This window comes from Sphingobium sp. AP50 (assembly GCF_900109095.1).
Lineage (GTDB): Bacteria > Pseudomonadota > Alphaproteobacteria > Sphingomonadales > Sphingomonadaceae > Sphingobium.
This window is the reverse complement of sequence record NZ_FNYZ01000026.1, coordinates 28,165-45,536: the sequence shown is the minus strand read 5'-3', so window position 1 is coordinate 45,536 and position 17,372 is coordinate 28,165. Positions and strand designations below refer to the sequence as shown.

General features: G+C 60.1%; 13 protein-coding genes and 7 pseudogenes. 11 read left to right on the top strand and 9 right to left on the bottom strand.

From position 1 onward, the window contains the following. Positions 1 to 4: 4 nt before the first annotated feature. The 3 genes and pseudogenes from BMY84_RS25820 to BMY84_RS25810 all read right to left on the bottom strand — a co-directional run. Positions 5 to 772: a hypothetical protein gene (locus BMY84_RS25820; RefSeq protein WP_093087774.1), complete on the bottom strand. Its 768-nt coding sequence runs from the start codon at positions 770 to 772 to the stop codon at positions 5 to 7. After that, positions 769 to 3,810, bottom strand: a complete 3,042-nt coding sequence (locus BMY84_RS25815; protein WP_093087773.1) for a DNA methyltransferase — start codon at positions 3,808 to 3,810, stop codon at positions 769 to 771. Before BMY84_RS25815 ends, BMY84_RS25820 begins: the two co-directional genes overlap by 4 nt. A 338-nt stretch (positions 3,811 to 4,148) precedes the next feature. Then, positions 4,149 to 4,505: pseudogene (locus tag BMY84_RS25810) on the bottom strand (IS110 family transposase); the annotation flags it as partial. Positions 4,506 to 4,638: 133 nt separating this feature from the next. On the opposite strand from BMY84_RS25810, the pseudogene BMY84_RS25805 reads away from it, so the two are divergent. Continuing rightward, positions 4,639 to 5,293 (top strand): annotated as a pseudogene (locus tag BMY84_RS25805) (transposase); the annotation flags it as partial. 440 nt (positions 5,294 to 5,733) lie between these two features. Here BMY84_RS25805 and BMY84_RS30275 read toward each other — a convergent pair. Beyond that, complete coding sequence (locus tag BMY84_RS30275) at positions 5,734 to 6,003, bottom strand: winged helix-turn-helix transcriptional regulator (protein ID WP_218147038.1); 270 nt, start codon at positions 6,001 to 6,003, stop codon at positions 5,734 to 5,736. Between the two features lie 151 nt (positions 6,004 to 6,154). Between BMY84_RS30275 and BMY84_RS25795 the strand changes: the two genes are divergently transcribed. The 5 genes from BMY84_RS25795 to BMY84_RS30265 all read left to right on the top strand — a co-directional run bounded on the left by BMY84_RS25795 (position 6,155) and on the right by BMY84_RS30265 (position 9,268). Further along, positions 6,155 to 6,964 (top strand): SDR family NAD(P)-dependent oxidoreductase, encoded by an 810-nt coding sequence (locus BMY84_RS25795; protein WP_093087770.1) that lies wholly within the window; start codon positions 6,155 to 6,157, stop codon positions 6,962 to 6,964. 95 nt (positions 6,965 to 7,059) lie between these two features. Continuing rightward, positions 7,060 to 7,443: a VOC family protein gene (locus tag BMY84_RS25790; protein ID WP_093087768.1), complete on the top strand. Its 384-nt coding sequence runs from the start codon at positions 7,060 to 7,062 to the stop codon at positions 7,441 to 7,443. 250 nt (positions 7,444 to 7,693) lie between these two features. Beyond that, positions 7,694 to 8,779 (top strand): serine hydrolase domain-containing protein, encoded by a 1,086-nt coding sequence (locus tag BMY84_RS25785; protein WP_256215447.1) that lies wholly within the window; start codon positions 7,694 to 7,696, stop codon positions 8,777 to 8,779. A 13-nt stretch (positions 8,780 to 8,792) separates the two neighbouring features. Next, the gene (locus BMY84_RS30270) at positions 8,793 to 9,050 is read left to right on the top strand and encodes a nuclear transport factor 2 family protein (RefSeq protein ID WP_218147037.1); all 258 of its coding nucleotides are present in this window, start codon (positions 8,793 to 8,795) and stop codon (positions 9,048 to 9,050) included. Further along, on the top strand, positions 9,026 to 9,268 hold the full coding sequence (locus BMY84_RS30265; RefSeq protein ID WP_218147036.1) for a hypothetical protein: 243 nt from the start codon (positions 9,026 to 9,028) through the stop codon (positions 9,266 to 9,268). The genes BMY84_RS30270 and BMY84_RS30265 overlap by 25 nt, the downstream gene beginning before the upstream one ends. 359 nt (positions 9,269 to 9,627) lie before the next feature. Here BMY84_RS30265 and BMY84_RS25775 read toward each other — a convergent pair whose 3' ends face one another. Together BMY84_RS25775 and BMY84_RS25770 are read right to left on the bottom strand one after the other, a co-directional pair. Further along, a complete protein-coding gene (locus tag BMY84_RS25775; RefSeq protein ID WP_256215449.1) occupies positions 9,628 to 9,783 on the bottom strand; it encodes a baeRF12 domain-containing protein in 156 nt (51 codons plus the stop codon). Between the two features lie 34 nt (positions 9,784 to 9,817). After that, positions 9,818 to 10,156: pseudogene (locus tag BMY84_RS25770) on the bottom strand (integrase core domain-containing protein); the annotation flags it as partial. Positions 10,157 to 10,310: 154 nt separating this feature from the next. On the opposite strand from BMY84_RS25770, the pseudogene BMY84_RS25765 reads away from it, so the two are divergent. Beyond that, a pseudogene (locus tag BMY84_RS25765) lies at positions 10,311 to 11,604 on the top strand (IS110 family transposase). A 214-nt stretch (positions 11,605 to 11,818) separates the two neighbouring features. Here the strand turns inward: BMY84_RS25765 and BMY84_RS25760 are convergent. Beyond that, positions 11,819 to 12,519, bottom strand: a pseudogene (locus BMY84_RS25760) (IS3 family transposase); the annotation flags it as partial. A gap of 66 nt (positions 12,520 to 12,585) precedes the next feature. On the opposite strand from BMY84_RS25760, the gene BMY84_RS25755 reads away from it, so the two are divergent. Beyond that, complete coding sequence (locus tag BMY84_RS25755; protein WP_256215446.1) at positions 12,586 to 12,957, top strand: IS110 family transposase; 372 nt, start codon at positions 12,586 to 12,588, stop codon at positions 12,955 to 12,957. Here the strand turns inward: BMY84_RS25755 and BMY84_RS25750 are convergent. Beyond that, positions 12,934 to 13,758, bottom strand: coding sequence for an IS5 family transposase (locus BMY84_RS25750; RefSeq protein WP_093087765.1), 825 nt, complete (start codon positions 13,756 to 13,758; stop codon positions 12,934 to 12,936). The genes BMY84_RS25755 and BMY84_RS25750 overlap by 24 nt on opposite strands. A gap of 41 nt (positions 13,759 to 13,799) precedes the next feature. Between BMY84_RS25750 and BMY84_RS25745 the strand changes: the two are divergent. Continuing rightward, a pseudogene (locus tag BMY84_RS25745) lies at positions 13,800 to 14,513 on the top strand (IS110 family transposase); the annotation flags it as partial. Positions 14,514 to 14,744: 231 nt separating this feature from the next. Here the strand turns inward: BMY84_RS25745 and BMY84_RS29465 are convergent. Further along, a pseudogene (locus tag BMY84_RS29465) lies at positions 14,745 to 14,873 on the bottom strand (IS3 family transposase); the annotation flags it as partial. Between the two features lie 297 nt (positions 14,874 to 15,170). On the opposite strand from BMY84_RS29465, the gene BMY84_RS25740 reads away from it, so the two are divergent. Continuing rightward, positions 15,171 to 15,728, top strand: coding sequence for a sugar dehydrogenase complex small subunit (locus BMY84_RS25740; protein ID WP_093087764.1), 558 nt, complete (start codon positions 15,171 to 15,173; stop codon positions 15,726 to 15,728). Positions 15,729 to 15,761: 33 nt separating this feature from the next. After that, positions 15,762 to 17,372: a GMC family oxidoreductase gene (locus BMY84_RS25735; RefSeq protein WP_093087762.1), complete on the top strand. Its 1,611-nt coding sequence runs from the start codon at positions 15,762 to 15,764 to the stop codon at positions 17,370 to 17,372.

Sequence of the window (17,372 nt, the reverse complement as noted above, 5' to 3'; positions counted from 1 at the left end):
TCTTTCATGCGGCCCCGTCCAGCTCTCGGACACTGGGCTTGCTCTCAAATGATAGCATGACATGAAGGACCAGAACGTCTCCAACGCCGGGTGAGGTCATCAAGCTCGCGGCCGTGGTCCATCTACCGGTGCGCAGCTCTTTGAAATCAGTGACTCCATGCTTTGCTGCTTGGGTCTGGATGCTCGAATGCCAGTGCGCGTCATCATAGCGGAATGTGTAGCCCAGCATCATGCCTAGCGGGGCGCTTGTGTAGGGTTCGGAATGAGCGAAGCGAAGCAAACCCTCCGTGCCACAGTATTCCGCCGCATGGGCGCTGCCCAGCAGGCGTTTTGCCTCAATGCGCAAGTCCAGATAGTGGAGCGTGGATGACGCGATCTTGATGTCTGTGGTAAAGGCGATGTCGCCTAGCTGCTCCTGAGTTTCACGAGGTTGCTGGGACGCAATGAAGATATGCTTGTCTATCAGGAAGTGATTGGGCCGGCGGTCCCGGCGGATGGTCTCGCAGGCCCGCGTCAGTGCATCGGTGACCGCGTTTTCGAGGGGCAGAGCGACCTCGGTTCCTAGTATCTTGTACTGCCCCTTGCCGAACCAACCTTTGCGAACCTTGTAGTCATAGCCCTCATCACCGCGGGCAATCCGTCCACCTGCTGTCCTGAGCAGGGCCAGGACGCTGGTTATGAAGTCTTCCCACACCTGGGCCTGAATCTTCCCGATGTATCCGGTGCATCGTGGAATGCTGGCACTGATCGTGGGAAGTGCACCACGGCTCATCCGGCCATGATCCTGTTCGCGACACCAATTGCGTCCGCATACGCGCGCTCTGCAGTAAACGCGGTGGCGACATCTGGTTTGAACAGGCGCACAATGGCATGGTCCTCCTCGTTGCGCAGATCGATGCACGTTTCCATCGCGAGGTCGGGCGTTGGTCGCTCCCATTCCGTGAGCGTGATGGTGTCGGGATGCGCGGCCAGTACGATCTGGATTTCGCTACGGTTTTCCGGGAGCCGGCGGGAAATAACCCGTAGCGGCGTTCCAGCGAGGAGCTTCTTCAGTTCGTCGCGGATTGCCTGTTCATAGATCTCGCGTGCACGGGTGCTCGGCTCGCTTGTCGCCACGTGAGACCGCTTGCCGTTCTGGAACGGTTCGCGAAGCGACCGGTGCTCAAGGGCAGCTTGCGCAAAGATGGGCTCTACGCCGAATTGACGCGCAGCAAAGTAGGCGAAACCTTCTTCGTCAAAGACGCCATCCGCATTCTGGAAACCCGAAATCGGATGCTGCAGAAGTTCCGCATAATTGAGATAGGGGAACGGAAGCCGCTTGAGGTCAGGGGTTTCGAACCGGCGTTGGTCGGCAATCCACTGTCTGCCGAAAATGGAAATGAGGTACCGTCCGACGGCAGTGGAGAAGTAGGAGCCCACCTCCTCTAGCACCGCTTCCCGCAGGTCAGGCGCGACCAGATCGCTCTTGAAGTAAATGCCCTGGATGGAGGCATTGTACGCAGCGCGCCCGACGACATACGGCCGCGCCTGCGATCGTGGAAGAAACATGGTGGGGCCGCGAAACATCAGGCGCAGACGTTCGGACAGACCGGCGAACGTCGCGTCATCGATTTCGTAAGCTTGCCTATTGCCGGAGTTGGAGAGGTCCGCAATCCCACTGGGATCGAGACCGAGGCGCTTGCGGAAATCATTGGCACCATGGGTACCTAGGACGAGGTCTTGAGGAAGCCCCGTCCGGCTGTAGGTCTCACCCACCGAGACATGCATGCCCGATGCCGCGAGAAACCCTTCAAAATTCAGAGCCCGGCCCGCTTTACCAGTTGTTTCGAGCGAGGTCGCAACCCTGCGGTCAAGCGGCTGCAAAAGGAAGTCGCGGTACCATTGATGACCGGCTGCCATAAGTTGGACCTGATGAAAGCGCTCGACCTGGCCACGATCGACAACAATTGCCCAAGGCCGGCCATCTGCGCCAACCGGCTGGCTTGCGAGCTTGGGCGAATAGCGCCAGCCCACTGAATTGCTTTGTGGCGTTTGCGGCGACACGAAGACGATCGTCGCGGCTTCCTCGGCATCCTCGAAGAGCTTGCGACGAAAGCTCGTCAAGTTTGCGAGGCCAAGCAGACGGGTGCGGTTTGCGACGGCATGCGCGAAGTGGACCGCTGATGGGGCGATGAAGCACTTGCTCGGAATGACAAAGGCGATCACCGCCCCGTCGGGCTTGGCAAGGTCCTGAGATGCGCGCCAGAAAAACAGCTCGGCGAGATTATGCTCGTCGACGACCGTATCGTGGAGGGTGCGGGTAACATGCTGCTCGTATTCGAGCGCCAGCGATCCAGACTCGGCCTTCTTCCAGGGAGGATTGCCGAGGACATGCGTGAAGGCGCGGCGAAAATCTCCGGGAAGCGGCGCAAATGCATCGGCATTGAGGATGTTTTCGGTAAGGTCCGGGAAAAGCCGCTCCTCGCCAAGTTCGTCCTGAAGCGATGGCAGGGTGCGGCCCGGCAGGTAATCGAGCATCGTTAGGTAGAGGCTAAAGCGGGCCACGTTGGCTGCCTGGTCCTTTAGCTCGATACCTCGGATACAATCAGTCAGAACCTTGCGCAGCACTCCGGGGTCGAGCACGTCGCGCGCGGCCCGCCTGCGTTCCAGGATGTTGCGATATGCGCCAACCAGGAATGCGCCAGAGCCGCATGCCGGATCGATGACGTTCACATCGGACGAGAGCGGCGCGATGCGATCGACTTCCTGCATGATGTAGTCGACAACAAAGGCTGGCGTGAAATAGGCTCCGTGCTTTTGCCGTTCGCCTTCTCCCTCAAGCTCGAAGAAACACTCGTAGATCGCTGAGATCGTCTCAGTGCGGATTGTCGAGTAATCAACATCGATGAAGGCATATTGCTGACGCCCGCTGCGGTCGATCTCGTCAGAGCGAAGGACGCGGCGGACCAAGTGCATCGTCGTTGTGGAGACGAGCCTGCGGTCTTCGGGTGCGACCGCAAAAACCGACCCGTTCAGCACCTGATCGATGGCATCGAAGAGCGACCAGACTTCGTTTGTAGGCCAAGGCAGAGGAGGAGCGCTGACGCCGTGCCCTTCATGCAGCTGGATCGAAGGGCAACTCGCGATGCCCTCACCATCGGTGAGCGCGCTTACCCACGCCTGGTCGATGACCTGACGATCGACAAGCACGTAGAGATACAGGAACCGTCCGATCACTGCGTTCACGATATCCTGACGATCAGCAAGAGCTTGGTCCTCAGCGCGGACCTTCAGGCTCAGATTGCGAATATCGCGCGCGATCCGTCCGTCCACTCGGTCGCCGATCTGGAAGTCGCTCCAAGCACGCGAGCTCCTGATCGAGAGGGAGGTCAATGCAGTCAGCGAAGCGGGTAGCTCGTCGTTGTCGAGCGCCTCCCAGCCCACGAGCGGGCCGGCTGCGCGATAGTCGTAGCCGTTGCGTACCTGGAAGCCGTCGGGCATCGCCATCAGGATCTGCGGCACGACCGATTGTGACCAGACGGCCCGGTGCTTCTCTTCCGCGTCCGCCAGCCCTGAGGCGGCAATGACATAAACGACGGGCAGGCTTCGGGCCCCCTTGCTGCCGCCGTCTTCTCCTGCGAGGGGCGCTCGGGGGCACAGGGCTCCCACAACGCCGATCCGGTCAAAGGCAACCTCCAGCGCATGGCGCAGCTGCAGCGTTTCCTGATCGTCCGCGTTAGTCCTGAAATCGCGATCGTGATCATAACCGAGCCTGCCTAGCAGGCGCTCGATCTGTCCTCGCAGCATCTCTTCTGGCTGAGAAACGGTCATGCGGGCCGCCCCCCTTTCAATGCCGGATACCCTTCCCAAGCCTAGCAGGCCCGGAATCGCTGCGCAAGATTCCTCGAAGATTCAGTTAGGTACACCCAATGTTCTATTGTTTCAGCGAGTTAGGGCGCAGAGCCGGCGTCACCAGTGCAGGCGCGTCGTTCGGGAGGGCGTGAGTGTCACACGGGAGCAGCAGCGCGTGCGAAGGAGGTTGCGAGAAGCGAGCGTCGCATGAAGAACATCCGGATGGATGCATTGCAAATGGGCCGGGATGGACACCATCGATCAGACAAAGCAAAACCATCAGAGGGCATCTCTTCTGAAGCGCCACTCTTCGGGGTACTGTCGTAACCCTTTACGCGAATCTCTCTGTAGAAGGCAGCCTCGGCCAAATGGGCGAGACCATCGGCATCGTTAGCGTCAGTTTTATTCCACGCCATATCGAGCCCCTTCTTTGCCTGCCGAGCATCTATGCAGATGGCTGACAGCCCAGTCGCTGTGACTTCATGATAATATCAGATCGACAGCGGCCCAGTTTCGAATACGATCTGCGTCGCTTCGGGCGCACGCTTGCGGATCACCTCAGAAAGCAATCTTGGATCAGACGGACATTTACCCTGCCAGATCCGCCGTCCATCCTCGCGAACCGAGACAAAATTGTCTTTAAGCGAAACGTCAAAACCTATATATTGCGCCACGGCTGTTCTCCTTTCGATGTTTAGGCTCGGTTCCAATCGAGAGCCCGTTTCTCCATCTTATCGGGGAGCAGCCAACTTCTAAATACAAGCACACATGTGGCAGATGACGCATCGCCTCCCGCGATTACTCCATGTGTTCACCGTGCCCGCCGAGATCGCCGCCATCGGGGGGCAGAACAAGGCGGTGGTGTACGACCTGCTCTTCCGCGCGGCTGCGGATACGCTGCTCACCACCGCCGCCGATCCCAGGCACCTCGGCGCGCGGGTCGGCATCACAGCAGTGCTGCATACGTGGGGATCGACCCTGACCCATCACCCGCATGTGCAAATGATCGTGCCCGGTGGCGGCATCGCGCTCGACGGCACGCGCTGGATCTCGTCGCGTCCCGCCTTCTTGCTGCCGGTGCGCGTGCTGGGTGCGTTGTTTCGCCGCGGTTCCTCACGCGCCTGCTGGCATTGTTCGACACCGGCAAGCTGGGGTCATGACGCTGGCAACGGAAGATTTCATCCGCCGCTTTCTGATCCACGACCTGCCGAGCGGCTTCCACCGTATCCGGCATCATGGCCTGCTCGCCAGTTCAACGCACAAGGACGCCATCGCGCTGGCTCGCAGGCTGCTGGGCGTTGCTGTACTGGTCGAGGCGCCCGAACCCGACGAGCTGCCTGATCACAGCCCGCCATGTCCTTGCTGCGGCGGGCACATGACCCTCATCGAGACCTTCGCGCGCTGGCGTCTGCCCCGCGCGCCGCTGACATCGACGCCCCCCACCCGTGAAAACACGCCATGATCCGACATGGCTTACCCTACAGCCTGGCCAAAATCATCACATCTCGGCCAACGAGAAAATGTGCGCTCACGTCAAGGGTGCGATCAAAACCGCGCCCATTGGGTGCCGGATCAGGGATGCGACGCTGCTCAACCGCCCTCACAGTACCTTCGTATCCTACTGATTATGGACAAGCTGACACGTCCCCCTCAGCCCGAACGATCTACCGCTGCCTTTTACCCATAGACCAGTGGACGGGGCCCGCGGGTTCCTCCATGACAGTATTCCGTACGCAAGCGCCCGAAATCCCTGGACGAAGCCATCGTGCGCGTGCACCACGTCGAAAGGCAGCGATCGACAGAAGCGGCTGTTCAGCGTCTGCAACTCGCACTTTTTGCCTGCAAGAGTTCCCGACGTGAGAGAAGCGAGCGGCACAGTTGTAATTTCGGCGGACTCCTCGCTCAGCTTTGATGATTCTCCGAGAATTGCCGTGCCGCCATCAGCACTGGCATGAGCTCGTACCCTTTTGCGGTCAGGCGATATTCGACGCGTGGGGGCTGCTCACCAAAATCCGTTCTGTCGATGAGGCAATCGCGCTCCAATTCTCGCAAGTGCTGTGTCAGCATTTTCTGCGAAATGCCCGGTATGTCGCGAAGTAGGTGTGAACTGCGCAAGACTGGATCAGCGTAAAGCCGAAACAGGATCGCCAGCTTCCAGCGACCACTGATCATTCGCAAAGTTTGGGCTACAAGAGCGACCGCCCCATCAGGGCCGAGGCATGCCGCCTTATTAAGAATTGTGACAGGCACTTTTTGGTGCGGTCTTGCGATACCGATTGTGGGCCTCCTACATCCGGGTTTAGTCAAGATAGGTGCATCGATCATGGATTTACAGTTGGATGGCAAGGTCGCCCTTGTCACAGGCAGCAGCAAAGGTATCGGCGAGGCTGTCGCAAAGGGCTTAGCGCAGGAAGGCGCAATTGTCCTCGTTCATGGCCGTGACAGGGCACAAGCCACGCGCGTCGAACAGCAGATACGTTCGCGGGACGGTCAGGCATATGTCGTCACCGGAGATCTAACGGTGGACGAAGATGTCCAAGCCCTGATCGCGGAGGGCGTTGCCCTTGCTGGTTCCATCGACATCGTCGTCAACAATGCGGGCGGCTCGGGTGCCGGCGAAGATTGGAGCAACACCGCTCCCGGCTCATGGGCGTCGGTGTATGACCGAAATGTACTCGCGGCGGTTCGGGTCATAACCGCCTTGCTGCCTAAAATGCGTGCGGCGAAGTGGGGCCGCATCATCAATATCGCAAGTTTGGCCGGAATGATGCCTCCTGCGGGAAATCCGGATTATTCGGCTGCGAAGGCTGCGATGCTTGCCATGACCACATCGTTGGCAAAGGCGGTCGCGGCGGATGGCTTGACCGTCAATGCCGTCTCGCCTGGCACGATCCACAGCGCCAAGTTGGACATGAAGTTCCGAGAAGTGGGGGCGCAACAGGGCGTGGCTGTGGATGCGCCTTGGGAAGAAGTTGAGCAGGCCGTGCTGCCGCTCTTTGCGCAAGTGCCGGTAGGCCGTGTAGGAACCTTGGAGGAGATCGCGGATGCCATTTGCTTCCTTGCGAGCCCAAGAGCATCATACATCACTGGCTCCAATATCCGACTGGACGGCGGGATGCTGCCGACAGCCTGAAGCCGGCGGCGTCAAGACATGCGGATGCGAGGCGCACACCGCAGGCTAAGCACCCGAACAATAACGGCGTTGTGCCGGAAAGGAGTCGGACAGCCATGAGCTTTTTTGACCATATCAGCATCAAAGTTGACGACGTTACGACGGCCAGCACCTTCTATCAGGCAGCGCTGGCGCCTTTGGGGATTGAGCAGAAGTTTCTGTTAGAGCGCCCTGACGGGCAAATGGCAGGCTACGGGCGCGAGAAGGTTCACTTCTTCGTTAGAAGTGGAGCCGCCCTTGCTCAAGGGTCAGTCCATCTGGCTTTCGCGGCAAGAAGCAGAAGCGAGGTCGATGCGTTCCATGCAGCTGCGTTAACGGCGGGCGCGCGAGATAACGGCAAACCCGGACTTCGCCCTCGATATCACGAGAACTACTATGCGGCCTTCGTGATCGATCCCGCCGGGAACAATGTAGAGGCGGTGTATCAGGAAGTGCCTTGATCCGGCGGCATCGATGCCAAGGGAAGACTGGTTTCGGCGAGCGCGGCCGTTCACGCCCCGCCTGCAGAAAGGCTTGGGTTGGTCGTCAGCCGTCCAGAAAGGCTGGGAGACAAACCGGAACTGCCGGCCTTTGGAAGCCTCCTGAAAACGATGGTTTTTGGGCAATCTCCAGAGCGGTTCGCACGTTCGTCTCGTCGATGGAAATACGATCCGGGTTGCGGCCCAACTTCGACGCTGATAGCTGTTGCACATGAGTAATACAGCCAATCTCCTGAAAGGGATAGTTTACGGCGGTTTGATCGCGCTGGTGGCTTGCGCCTCGATGGCGGACGCCAGCGCCAAGGCCTCTTTGCCGGATATGACCGCAACCCTTCGCGAACAGCGCGTGGAAAGTGCTTCAGTCGCTGTGATTCGCAACGGACGGATCGTCTCGACGGGCGCTTGGGGCATGGCTGGCCCTGGCCGGGCGGCGACTGTCGCCACGCCCTACAATCTCGCCTCGCTGACGAAGCCACTCACAGCGGAAGTCATCCTGCGACTGGTGTCGGCCGGCAAGCTGTCGCTCGATGAACCGATGGATCGCTACTGGAGCGACCCCGACCTGTCGCGCGATCCGCGACGGCTGAAGCTGACGGTTCGCATGGCGCTCAGCCATCGCACCGGATTACCGAACTGGCGCGATGCGAAGGGGCTGGCCTTCGTTCATGATCCCGGCACGATCACCGGCTATTCGGGCGAGGGGTATCAATATGCTGCGCGCTACGCCGAGCGTCGCACCGGGCAGCCGTTCGAAACGCTCGCCGGGCGCTCGTTGTTCGCCCCGGTCCATATGCGCGCGTCGGGCTATGTGTCGGCGCAAAATGAGACGGTGCCGATCGCCGTGCCATATGACGAGGCCGGCAAGTCGCTCCCCGTCGAGCGGGTGACGCGCTACAATGCTGCCGATCTGGCCCACGCGACGGCCCGTGATTATGCGCGCTTCCTCATCAATGCCCGCAACGACCGGGGCCTGATCGCATCTGTTGCAGCGGAGCGCAGTAAATCGCAGGCGGATCTGACTCCCGAGCTATGTGTTGGAAGGAAGGCGACTAGTTGTCCCCGCTGGACCGGCTTTGGCCTCGGCTGGCAGCTTCTCGGCTTTCCTGGCGAAACGACCATGCTCCACACTGGCAAGGATGCTGGGGCTTTCACATTTGCCGCAATCAATCGTGCGAGCGGCGACGGCGTGGTCATCCTGACCAACAGCGACAACGGATGGCGGGTTATCCTGCCCATTCTCGAAAGCACCGGCAGCGATCCGAAACTGATCGCCTTCCTTCGTAGCCAGATGAACTGACAGGACCAAAATCATGTTGACTGCCATCACCTTTGGCGCAGGCCTTCTCGCGACACCCATGCCGTCTCCGGCCGATCCGCTGACAACGGAGATCAGCGCGCTCGATGCCAAGGTGTTCGACGCCTACAACCGCTGCGATCTGCCGACCTTCTCCGGCTATTTCGATCCGAAGGTGGCCTTCTATCACGACACTGGCCGGGCGACGCTTGATCGTGATGCGATGGTGGACGGCGTGCGCAAGTACATTTGCGGGAAGGTGAAGCCGAGCTGATCCCGACGACGTTCCGCGTCTATCCGATCAAGGACTATGGCGCAGTCGAGGAAGGCGAACACCGCTTCTGCGACCTGGCGACGGGGAGATGCGAGGGGATCGCCAAGTTCGTGATGGTCTGGGCGAAGCACGATGGCGCCTGGCGGATCAACAGCGTCCTCAGTTACGGACACCGCGCTGCGACGCCTGCCGAACAGAGGAGCGCCGCCGCGAGATAGCTCGCCGGCCGCTTCCCGTTTGAGAACGTTTTGCAGGGCGGCGGGTGGCGGTGCGCGCAGACATTCGGATGACAGGTTGGCTCCCCCGAAACCTGTTCCCGATTGCGTTTTCCTGAAATGGCATATCGGAGATGGAGAACCGGGACGGTCGCGCAACCCCGCAAAGGCCAGTTTCGGGAAGCCGTGGTGATCGATGTGACGGCAATGTCTGGGGCTCTTGCCGTCCGGCAATTTCTTCAAGACGAATGGCAACCAGACCATCCATGCGGTCAGGAGGCCAAAGCCTGTAAGCAGCAGATATAAGGGTCGGGAAGCGGCCAGTGGAGGTTCATCGCGATAGCGCCGCTGCCATCATGGCATCAGGCGGCCGCAACCGTCTTTTCGATATCGGACATCGCTTGGGCGGTCAGTTCCTTGGAAATCTCGCCGACCGGAACAGCCGATAGTGACTTGTGATAATGTTTGAGCAGTTCGCCTAATGTACGGGGTGCGGCGACGATAACGAGATAGGCGATTGATCTGCCCCCACCGAGTGGACCGATTGGTTTGTTAGTGCATTAAGCTCATCGCCGCCATATCCGGACGGAGGTGGAGCGAAGCGGAACCGGAGGCCGGATATGGCGGTGAGGCCGTTTCTGGCGCCGGCGGTCGGTAACCCAGGCTGCTGTGCGGGCGCACGGTGTTGTAATGCCGCCGCCGGGCTTCGATCATCACCTTGGCTTCGGCGAGGCTGTAGAAGATCTCGCCATTGAGCAGTTCGTCGCGAAGCGACCCGTTGAAGCTTTCATTATAGCCATTCTCCCATGGTGATCCCGGTGCGATGTAGAGCGTCTTCACGCCGATCTGCCCCAGCCATTGCTGGACGGCCGTCGCGATAAACTCGCTGCCATAGCACATTGGGAAGCGCCGTTTCGGGAGCCGCGATGGCCCTGATGAAGGCAAGGCCGCGTAGCGGCCGTAGGCTTCATCAGGGCAAGCCATGGCCGGCCAGCAGGTGTCTAAAGTGAAGTTGTCGAGACAACACTTTGGAGGCTGACCGACCATGACCAAGCTCTGTTCTACACCCGCCGGCGCGGTGCTGGTAGCGATCGATATGTCTAAGAACCGGCAGGAGGTCCTTATCGAGCGACCGGAAGGCGGCCGGCGCCGACGTATGACCGTCATGGCGACCAAGGAGGACTATGACGCTTTTGCCGAACAGCTCGCTGCTATTGGTCGCCCTATCGTTGTCGGGTTTGAGGCAACCGGCAACTATCACCGGACTCTCGCGCACCACCTACTGACCGCGGGGTTCGAGCTGCGTCTCATCTCATCGGTTGCCTTGGCCCGAACCCGCGAGGCGTTGCACAACGGTTGGGACAAGAACGATTCGAAGGACGCGCAGGTCATTCTGCACATGCTGCGGATCGGCGCTACCCAGCGCTATGTCGATCCTCTCGCCGCCGGCATCAACGATCTTCAGGAGCTGTCGAAGACCCACGAGGTTGTTTCCAAGATGAAGACCCAGACCTGGCATCGGATCCTGACCCATTACCTGCCGCTCTATTTCCCCGAGATCGCCCGCTTTGCGGGCAACAGCCGGTCGGACTGGTTCCTGGCGCTGATCGAGCGGTTTCCGACCCCGGCCAGCATTACCGCACTTGATCGGGAAGCCTTCTCCGCGGCGGCATGGCCACTGATCGGGCGTAAGGTCTCCAAGGCCCGGCTGATCAACGATGTCTACGAGACTGCCTGCAGTTCTGCGGCGTTGCCGGTGCCCGAGGACTCGGTCGCGATCACCATGTTTCGCATGGTCATCGCGCAAGGTCGCAGCCTCATCCACCAGCGCGACGAGATCGAACGGCTCGCCCATGCACGGCTCGCAGAGCATGTCGATTACCTGCTGCTGCGCAATATCCCCGGCATCGGACCGATCAACGCACTGACGATTCTGGCTGAGGCAGGCGACCTTCGCCGCTTCAACCATCACCGCCAATTCCTCAAGTTCTGCGGCCTCGATCTCGCAACCTGCCAGTCCGGCACGTTCCGCGGTCGCACGAAGCTATCAAAGTACGGCAATGCGCGATTGCGCCGTACATTCTGGATGGCTGCCCAGGTCGCCGCGCGTCAACGCGACAACAGCTTCCGCGACAAGCTCGGACGATATACCGCCGGGCACGCGGACGACGCCGATCGCCGCCGCAAGGCGATGACGGCGCTCACCGCCAAGATGGCGCGCGTGGCTCACGCCGTCATCAAGACGGGGACAGAGTACCGGCCGTTCCTCGAACGGTCGGATGCCAGGTGGAAGGACCCCTCTCTGCAAGTGCCGTGAGGGCGCGAGAGCGACCCTGTAGATAATGTTCGGGCCTTCCACCTGGGTGCGTATCTCGTTTTAAGGACGGTGAGGACCACGGCTGCTCCGGCACCGCTGGATCCTATGTTTGCTATGGCAGGGAGCGATCCCGTTGACGGTGGAAGCCATCTGGATCAGAATGCATGCAGCGCCGATGTTTGTCGGCGCATAGATATCTGCTGGCCAAAACCCGCCGCTGCTTCCTGACCTAGGACGTTGTCGGACCGGATATTGGCTGGCGGGCCGCGCGAGGCGAACAGGTCCGCCAAGGCTGCCAGCACATCCTCATGCTTGAGCTGTCGCGCGACGATGAGCGCCAGGCATTCCCTGCTGGCCTCGTCGATGATCGTCAGAATGCGGAACTTGCGGCCGTCATGCGTGCGACCTTCGACGAAGTCGTAGGCCTATACATGTCCCGGATACTCCGGCCGCAGGCGGATACATGATCCGTCGTTGAGCCAGAGCCTGCCACGTTTTGGCTGACGTTGCGGGACCTTCAGCCCCTCACGCCGCCAGATGCGCTCGACCCGTTTATGATTGACCGTCCATCCTGCATGGCACAGCAATGCCGTCACCCGGCGATAGCCGTAGCGACCATACTGCTTTGCCAGCGCGATGATGTCCTCCGTGAGCGCCTGTTCGTCATCTGCCCCGGGCGGGACTTTGCGCTGCGTCGATCGATGATGGCCCAGCACCCGGCAGATCCGTCGTTCGGACATCGGAAGCTCTCGTCGAACATGATAGATGCAGCGTCGCCGCCGCGCGGGGCTCAGAAGTTTCCCCTGGCCGCCTCCTGCAGGATCAGCTTGTCCAATGTGAGGTCGGAGATCGCACGCCGCAGCCGCTGGTTCTCCTTCTCCAGATCCTTCATCCGCCGTGCCTGATCGGTCTTCAGCCCGCCATATTCCTTGCGCCAGCTAATGGGATGGACGGCTCTCCCACCCCGGAGCATCGTTGTGCAACCGGAAGTCGAAGGAGAGGAATGATGACGATCGATGTACTTGGTATTGATCTGGCGAAGAATGTCTTCCAGCTGCATGGCGTTGATCGCAAGGGCAATGCGATTTTCAAACGGCGGGTCATGCGCGACCAACTACTTTCGGTGCTGGCCGGGATTGAGCCCTGCACCGTCGCGATCGAAGCCTGCACTGGAGCATTTTGCTGGGCCCGCCAATTTGAGGAGTTGGGCCACAACGTGAAGATCGTGAGTCCTCAATATGTGAAGCCATTTGTCCGCAGGCAGAAGAACGACGGCAACGATGCCGAGGCGATCTCTACGGCTGTGCGCCAACCCCACATTCCGCTGGTGCCTAAGAGTCCGTTTGGAAAATCAGGGGTGAACGTTTCGGCGTAGGAGATTGCCGCCCATGGCGACGAGGATCATGGCCTGCGAGACGTCGATGCGCTTCTCATAATCGCGGACCAATCGGCGCCATCGGATCATCCAGCCAAAGGTCCGCTCAACGACCCATCGTCGGGGCAGAACCTTGAAGCCCTGCTGCTGATCACTGCGTCGAATGACCTCGACGACGAAATCCAGATAGCTTGCCTTGTCCATGAGCTTGAGGCGGTCATAGGCGTCATCGGCGAAGAGATGTTTGATCCAGGGCCAGCGTTTGCGGATGCCATCGAGGATGGTCTGGGCACCCGCGCTGTCCGAAATGTCCGCAGTGGTCAGGTTGACCATCAGCAGCCGTCCATCGGTATCGACGGCGATATGCCGCTTGCGCCCAACAACCTTTTTGCCTGCGTCGAACCCTCGCTTTTCTGCGGATGGCGCTTTGACCGACTGGCTGTCGATCACTGCTGCGCTCGGACTGGCCTCTCGCCCTTGGCGCTCGCGATCGAGCATCAGTTCAATGTCGTGGATTGTCTGGAACAGGAACCTGCGAGCCAGTTCCCGGAACCAGCCATAAACCGTCTGCCATGCCCCGAAATGGATCGGCAGCATCCGCCACCCACAGCCCGACCGAACAAGGTAGCGCACGGCGTTGATAACCTCGCGAAAATCCACCTCGCGTGGGCGGCCCCGGCGCCCCGGCTTGGGCATCAGGGGCGCTAGGCGATCCCATTCCTCATCGGTCAGATCACTGGGATAGCGCTTCGTCTCCTTGGCAATCTGGGCCATGCGCCCTCGGCTCTGATGGGTCCACATCCAGAGCCTGAATCAGACGCAGATCTCCGCGACAACCCCCGCCAACGATTTTCCAAACAGCCTCTAAGAAGAGCGTGGAGCAACAGGATATCCAGGCTCTACACCGCGCCCGCCAGCGTCTTGTGAACCACCGAACGGCCCTAGTCAGCCAGATGCGCGGGCTGCTGCTTGATCGTGGCATTGCCTTTGCCAAGTCGATTACCCGGGCGAGACGCATGATTCCGGAGATACTCGCACGCGCCGACTCCGGCCTTTCGACTATGGCCCGCGAGACCATTGCCGAGCTCTGGGATTTCTTCTGCGATCTCGAACGCCGCATAGAGCATTTCGACAAGAAAATCGAAGCCGTCTTCAAATCGAGCGAGCCCTGTCAGCGTGTCGCCAGGATCAAAGGCGTTGGGCCTAAAACGGCAACAGCGATTGTCGCAGCGGTCGGCGATGGTTCGGACTTCAGGAATGGGCGCCACATGGCGGCCTGGCTTGGATTAGTACCGCGCCAGTTCTCGAGCGGTGACAAGGCGGTGCTTATGGGCATCTCTAAACGAGGAAGCCAGCATTTGCGCAGCCTATTGGTTCACGGCGCGCGTGCCGTAGTGAGAACGGCACCCAATAAAAATGATCCCATCAGCCAATGGGCCAACCAGCTTCGGGAGCGACGCGGCTTCAACCGCGCAACGGTTGCCATCGCCAACAAGAACGCACGGATAATCTGGGCCGTGCTTCGAACGGGCGATCAATACCGCGCCGCCGCCTGAAGAACCGAACCAGTTTGCGAGTAGACGGAGAAATGGACTGCACTGATCGAGCCGACGCGCGACGAGCCTGACTATTATCGAGGCCCTTGAGGCCTACCAGCTGTAGAGGTGCGCGTGTGCGGATTTCCCATTTGGGCGCTCTGGACAACCAGCTGACGCCGGATAGATGTTTGCAACTGATCCACGCAGAACGTTTCAATGCCGCTTGCAAAGGGAGAGCCGTCCATAGAGGTAGTAGGTCTGTTCGCTAACCGCGATCCGGCGGCACGCTTCGGCGGTCGATGCCCCCTGCGCCAGCACAATCTCAACTTCACGCAGCTTGCCGATAATCTCTTCCGGCTTGTGCTTCTTGCTTGGCATTCGATGTCCCTTTCGTGGTCCAGACTATCATAGTCTCTGGGCCACTCAGCAGGGGGCAGATCAGTGGCACATCGATGCCGTCGGGGGGCGTCCACCCCATTACTAAAAGACCAATCGGTCCACTCGGTGGGGGCAGATCACCGTCAGTAGCTGCGGTCCTTACCGGATGCGTACTGATGACGGGTAGCTGCCCCCTATCCTTCCATAAGACGTCTGGACAAATTTAGAGAGCGCTCTCATAGAGCCATGAGAGCGCTCTCGAATCGGGCGCATGGACAGAAATGGGTACGATAAACCATGGTTGAGAAGCGAGTGGCGGTCGGCAAAGCCCTGATTAGCCGCCGCAATTTTGTTGTCGGGCTAACGTTTGCACTTCCGGTCGCATTGAGATCTGCGACGGATATGGCTTCCGCCTTTGCTGATGTGACCGCGACCGCGCCGCCGCCGTCGAATTTTATGGCGATTTCCCGCTTGCTGACTGGTCACCCCGAAATTGCAGACGACCTGGGACCACTCGCATGGTCGGCGCTTGTCCGCCGAGACAAAGGTTTCGCTGCGGCATTTACTAGGCTGGCGGACGCGATAGGGTCGGAAAAGCTCACGGAACTTGCGCAATATCCCCAATCAAGGATCGCGCAGGATCCCGCGCTAAAGGCGACTGCGGTCGATATCGTCAGTGCCTGGTATCTCGGCGTCGTTGGCCAGGTCACCCCCTATACCGAGGGTGCCGACTTCATCACGTACACCGGCGCGCTGATGTGGCGCCCGACTTACGATGTCACCGTGATCCCGAGCTATTCACGCGCTGGTCCAGGATTTTGGGGCGAAAAGCCCGCATCCTTGGCGACCGACTGAACGCTCAACTGTTATTTTAAATCGGAAATCCTCATGGCAAATTCGGATTATGACGCGGACGTGATCGTCGTCGGGTCAGGAGTTATCGGCGGGCTGGCGGCACATCGCCTTGCAAAGCAGGGCAAGTCCGTCATTATCCTTGAAGCCGGCCCCCGCGTTCCCCGCTGGAAGCTGGTCGAAAGCTTTCGCGTGAACGGCAACGTCAGCGCCAACGGCGGCAACCGTAATGCCTCCTACCCTACCCAGCCCTGGGCGCCTACGTCCTACACGCCCGGCTATATCGAAAATACCGGGCCGGATTCCTACGTTCCTGGTATGCTCAAGATGGTCGGCGGAACGACCTGGCACTGGGGCGGATCGTGCTGGCGCAACCTGCCGAACGACTTCAAGCTCAAGAGCATCTACGGTGTCGGCCGCGACTTTCCCCTGACCTACGACGATCTCGAACCCTATTATTACGAAACCGAAGTCGAGATGGGTATCTCGGGCGACGACAAAGCGGACTATTCAGGCAAAAACGGTGCGCCCTATCCGCCGCGCAGCCATCCCTTCCCGATCCGGCCCCAGGCGCTCAGCTATTACAGTCAGCGCTTCAAGGACCGCATGGCGGCAGCAGGGTACCACTATACTTATCAGCCCAATGGCCGTGCGACCGATCCCTATGATGATCGCCCCGCCTGCGTCGGCAACAACAACTGCTCGCCCATCTGCCCGATCGGCGCGCAGTATTCCGGCGACCGCCATGCTACCAAGGCAGAGCAAGCCGGCGCCAAGATGCTGACCAACGCGGTCGCCTACAAGCTCGAAAAGAGCGCGGACGGGCGCAAGATCGTGGCGATCCACTATCACACCCCCGAAGGCCGGAGCGTGCGCCTCACTGCGCGCGCGTTTCTCGTCGCCGCACATGCGCTGGAGACGCCGCGTTTGCTTCTGCTTTCGGACGCCGCCAACTCCTCGGGCATGGTCGGGCGGAACCTAATGGATCACAATTGCTTCTCGATCACCATGTTTGCGGACGAGCCACTGTGGTCCGGTCGTGGTCCAGTCCAGCAGGGTGACGTGCTGAACTGGCGCGACGGACCCTGGCGCAGCGAGCATGGCGCTATTCGCCATGAAGTCGGCAACCATGCAGGCAACGTCGCGATCACCGAAATGCTGATGAATGAAGGCCGCATCGGTCCGGGCCTGGATGCGGAAATCCGCCATCTCGCCGCGCGATATGCATCGACCTGGGCCAACATCGAAATGCTGCCCGACCCGTCCAACCGGATCACGCTGAGCACCAAGCACAAGGACATGTTCGGTCTGCCGATGATGTCGATTCACTTCGATGTCGGCAGTTACGGACGCCGGGCGGGCGAAGTCGTGAAGCAAGACTACGAGAAGTTCCAGAAGATCCTTGGGGCGAAGCTGTTCAGCAAGAACATCACTGAGTACGAAAACCGCGATCATCCGATGGGCACCGTGATCATGGGCGACGATCCAAGGGATTCGGTCGTTAACCACGAAGGGCGCACCTGGGATCATGAGAACCTGTTCCTCGCCACCACGGGCGTGATGCCCGCCGCCTCGACCAACAACCCCACCGTCACGGGCGCCGCCATCGGCCTGCGCACCGCAGCGATTATCGACAAGGAAGTCTGA

Coding starts and splice junctions, on each gene's coding strand:
- BMY84_RS25785 (WP_256215447.1), top strand. CDS start 7,694: ATGAGTAATACAGCCAATCTCCTGAAAGGGATAGTTTACGGCGGTTTG.
- BMY84_RS25735 (WP_093087762.1), top strand. CDS start 15,762: ATGGCAAATTCGGATTATGACGCGGACGTGATCGTCGTCGGGTCAGGA.
- BMY84_RS25795 (WP_093087770.1), top strand. CDS start 6,155: ATGGATTTACAGTTGGATGGCAAGGTCGCCCTTGTCACAGGCAGCAGC.
- BMY84_RS25750 (WP_093087765.1), bottom strand. CDS start 13,758: ATGTGGACCCATCAGAGCCGAGGGCGCATGGCCCAGATTGCCAAGGAG.
- BMY84_RS25820 (WP_093087774.1), bottom strand. CDS start 772: ATGAGCCGTGGTGCACTTCCCACGATCAGTGCCAGCATTCCACGATGC.
- BMY84_RS30275 (WP_218147038.1), bottom strand. CDS start 6,003: ATGATCAGTGGTCGCTGGAAGCTGGCGATCCTGTTTCGGCTTTACGCT.
- BMY84_RS25815 (WP_093087773.1), bottom strand. CDS start 3,810: ATGACCGTTTCTCAGCCAGAAGAGATGCTGCGAGGACAGATCGAGCGC.
- BMY84_RS30270 (WP_218147037.1), top strand. CDS start 8,793: ATGTTGACTGCCATCACCTTTGGCGCAGGCCTTCTCGCGACACCCATG.
- BMY84_RS25755 (WP_256215446.1), top strand. CDS start 12,586: ATGATGACGATCGATGTACTTGGTATTGATCTGGCGAAGAATGTCTTC.
- BMY84_RS25740 (WP_093087764.1), top strand. CDS start 15,171: ATGGTTGAGAAGCGAGTGGCGGTCGGCAAAGCCCTGATTAGCCGCCGC.
- BMY84_RS25790 (WP_093087768.1), top strand. CDS start 7,060: ATGAGCTTTTTTGACCATATCAGCATCAAAGTTGACGACGTTACGACG.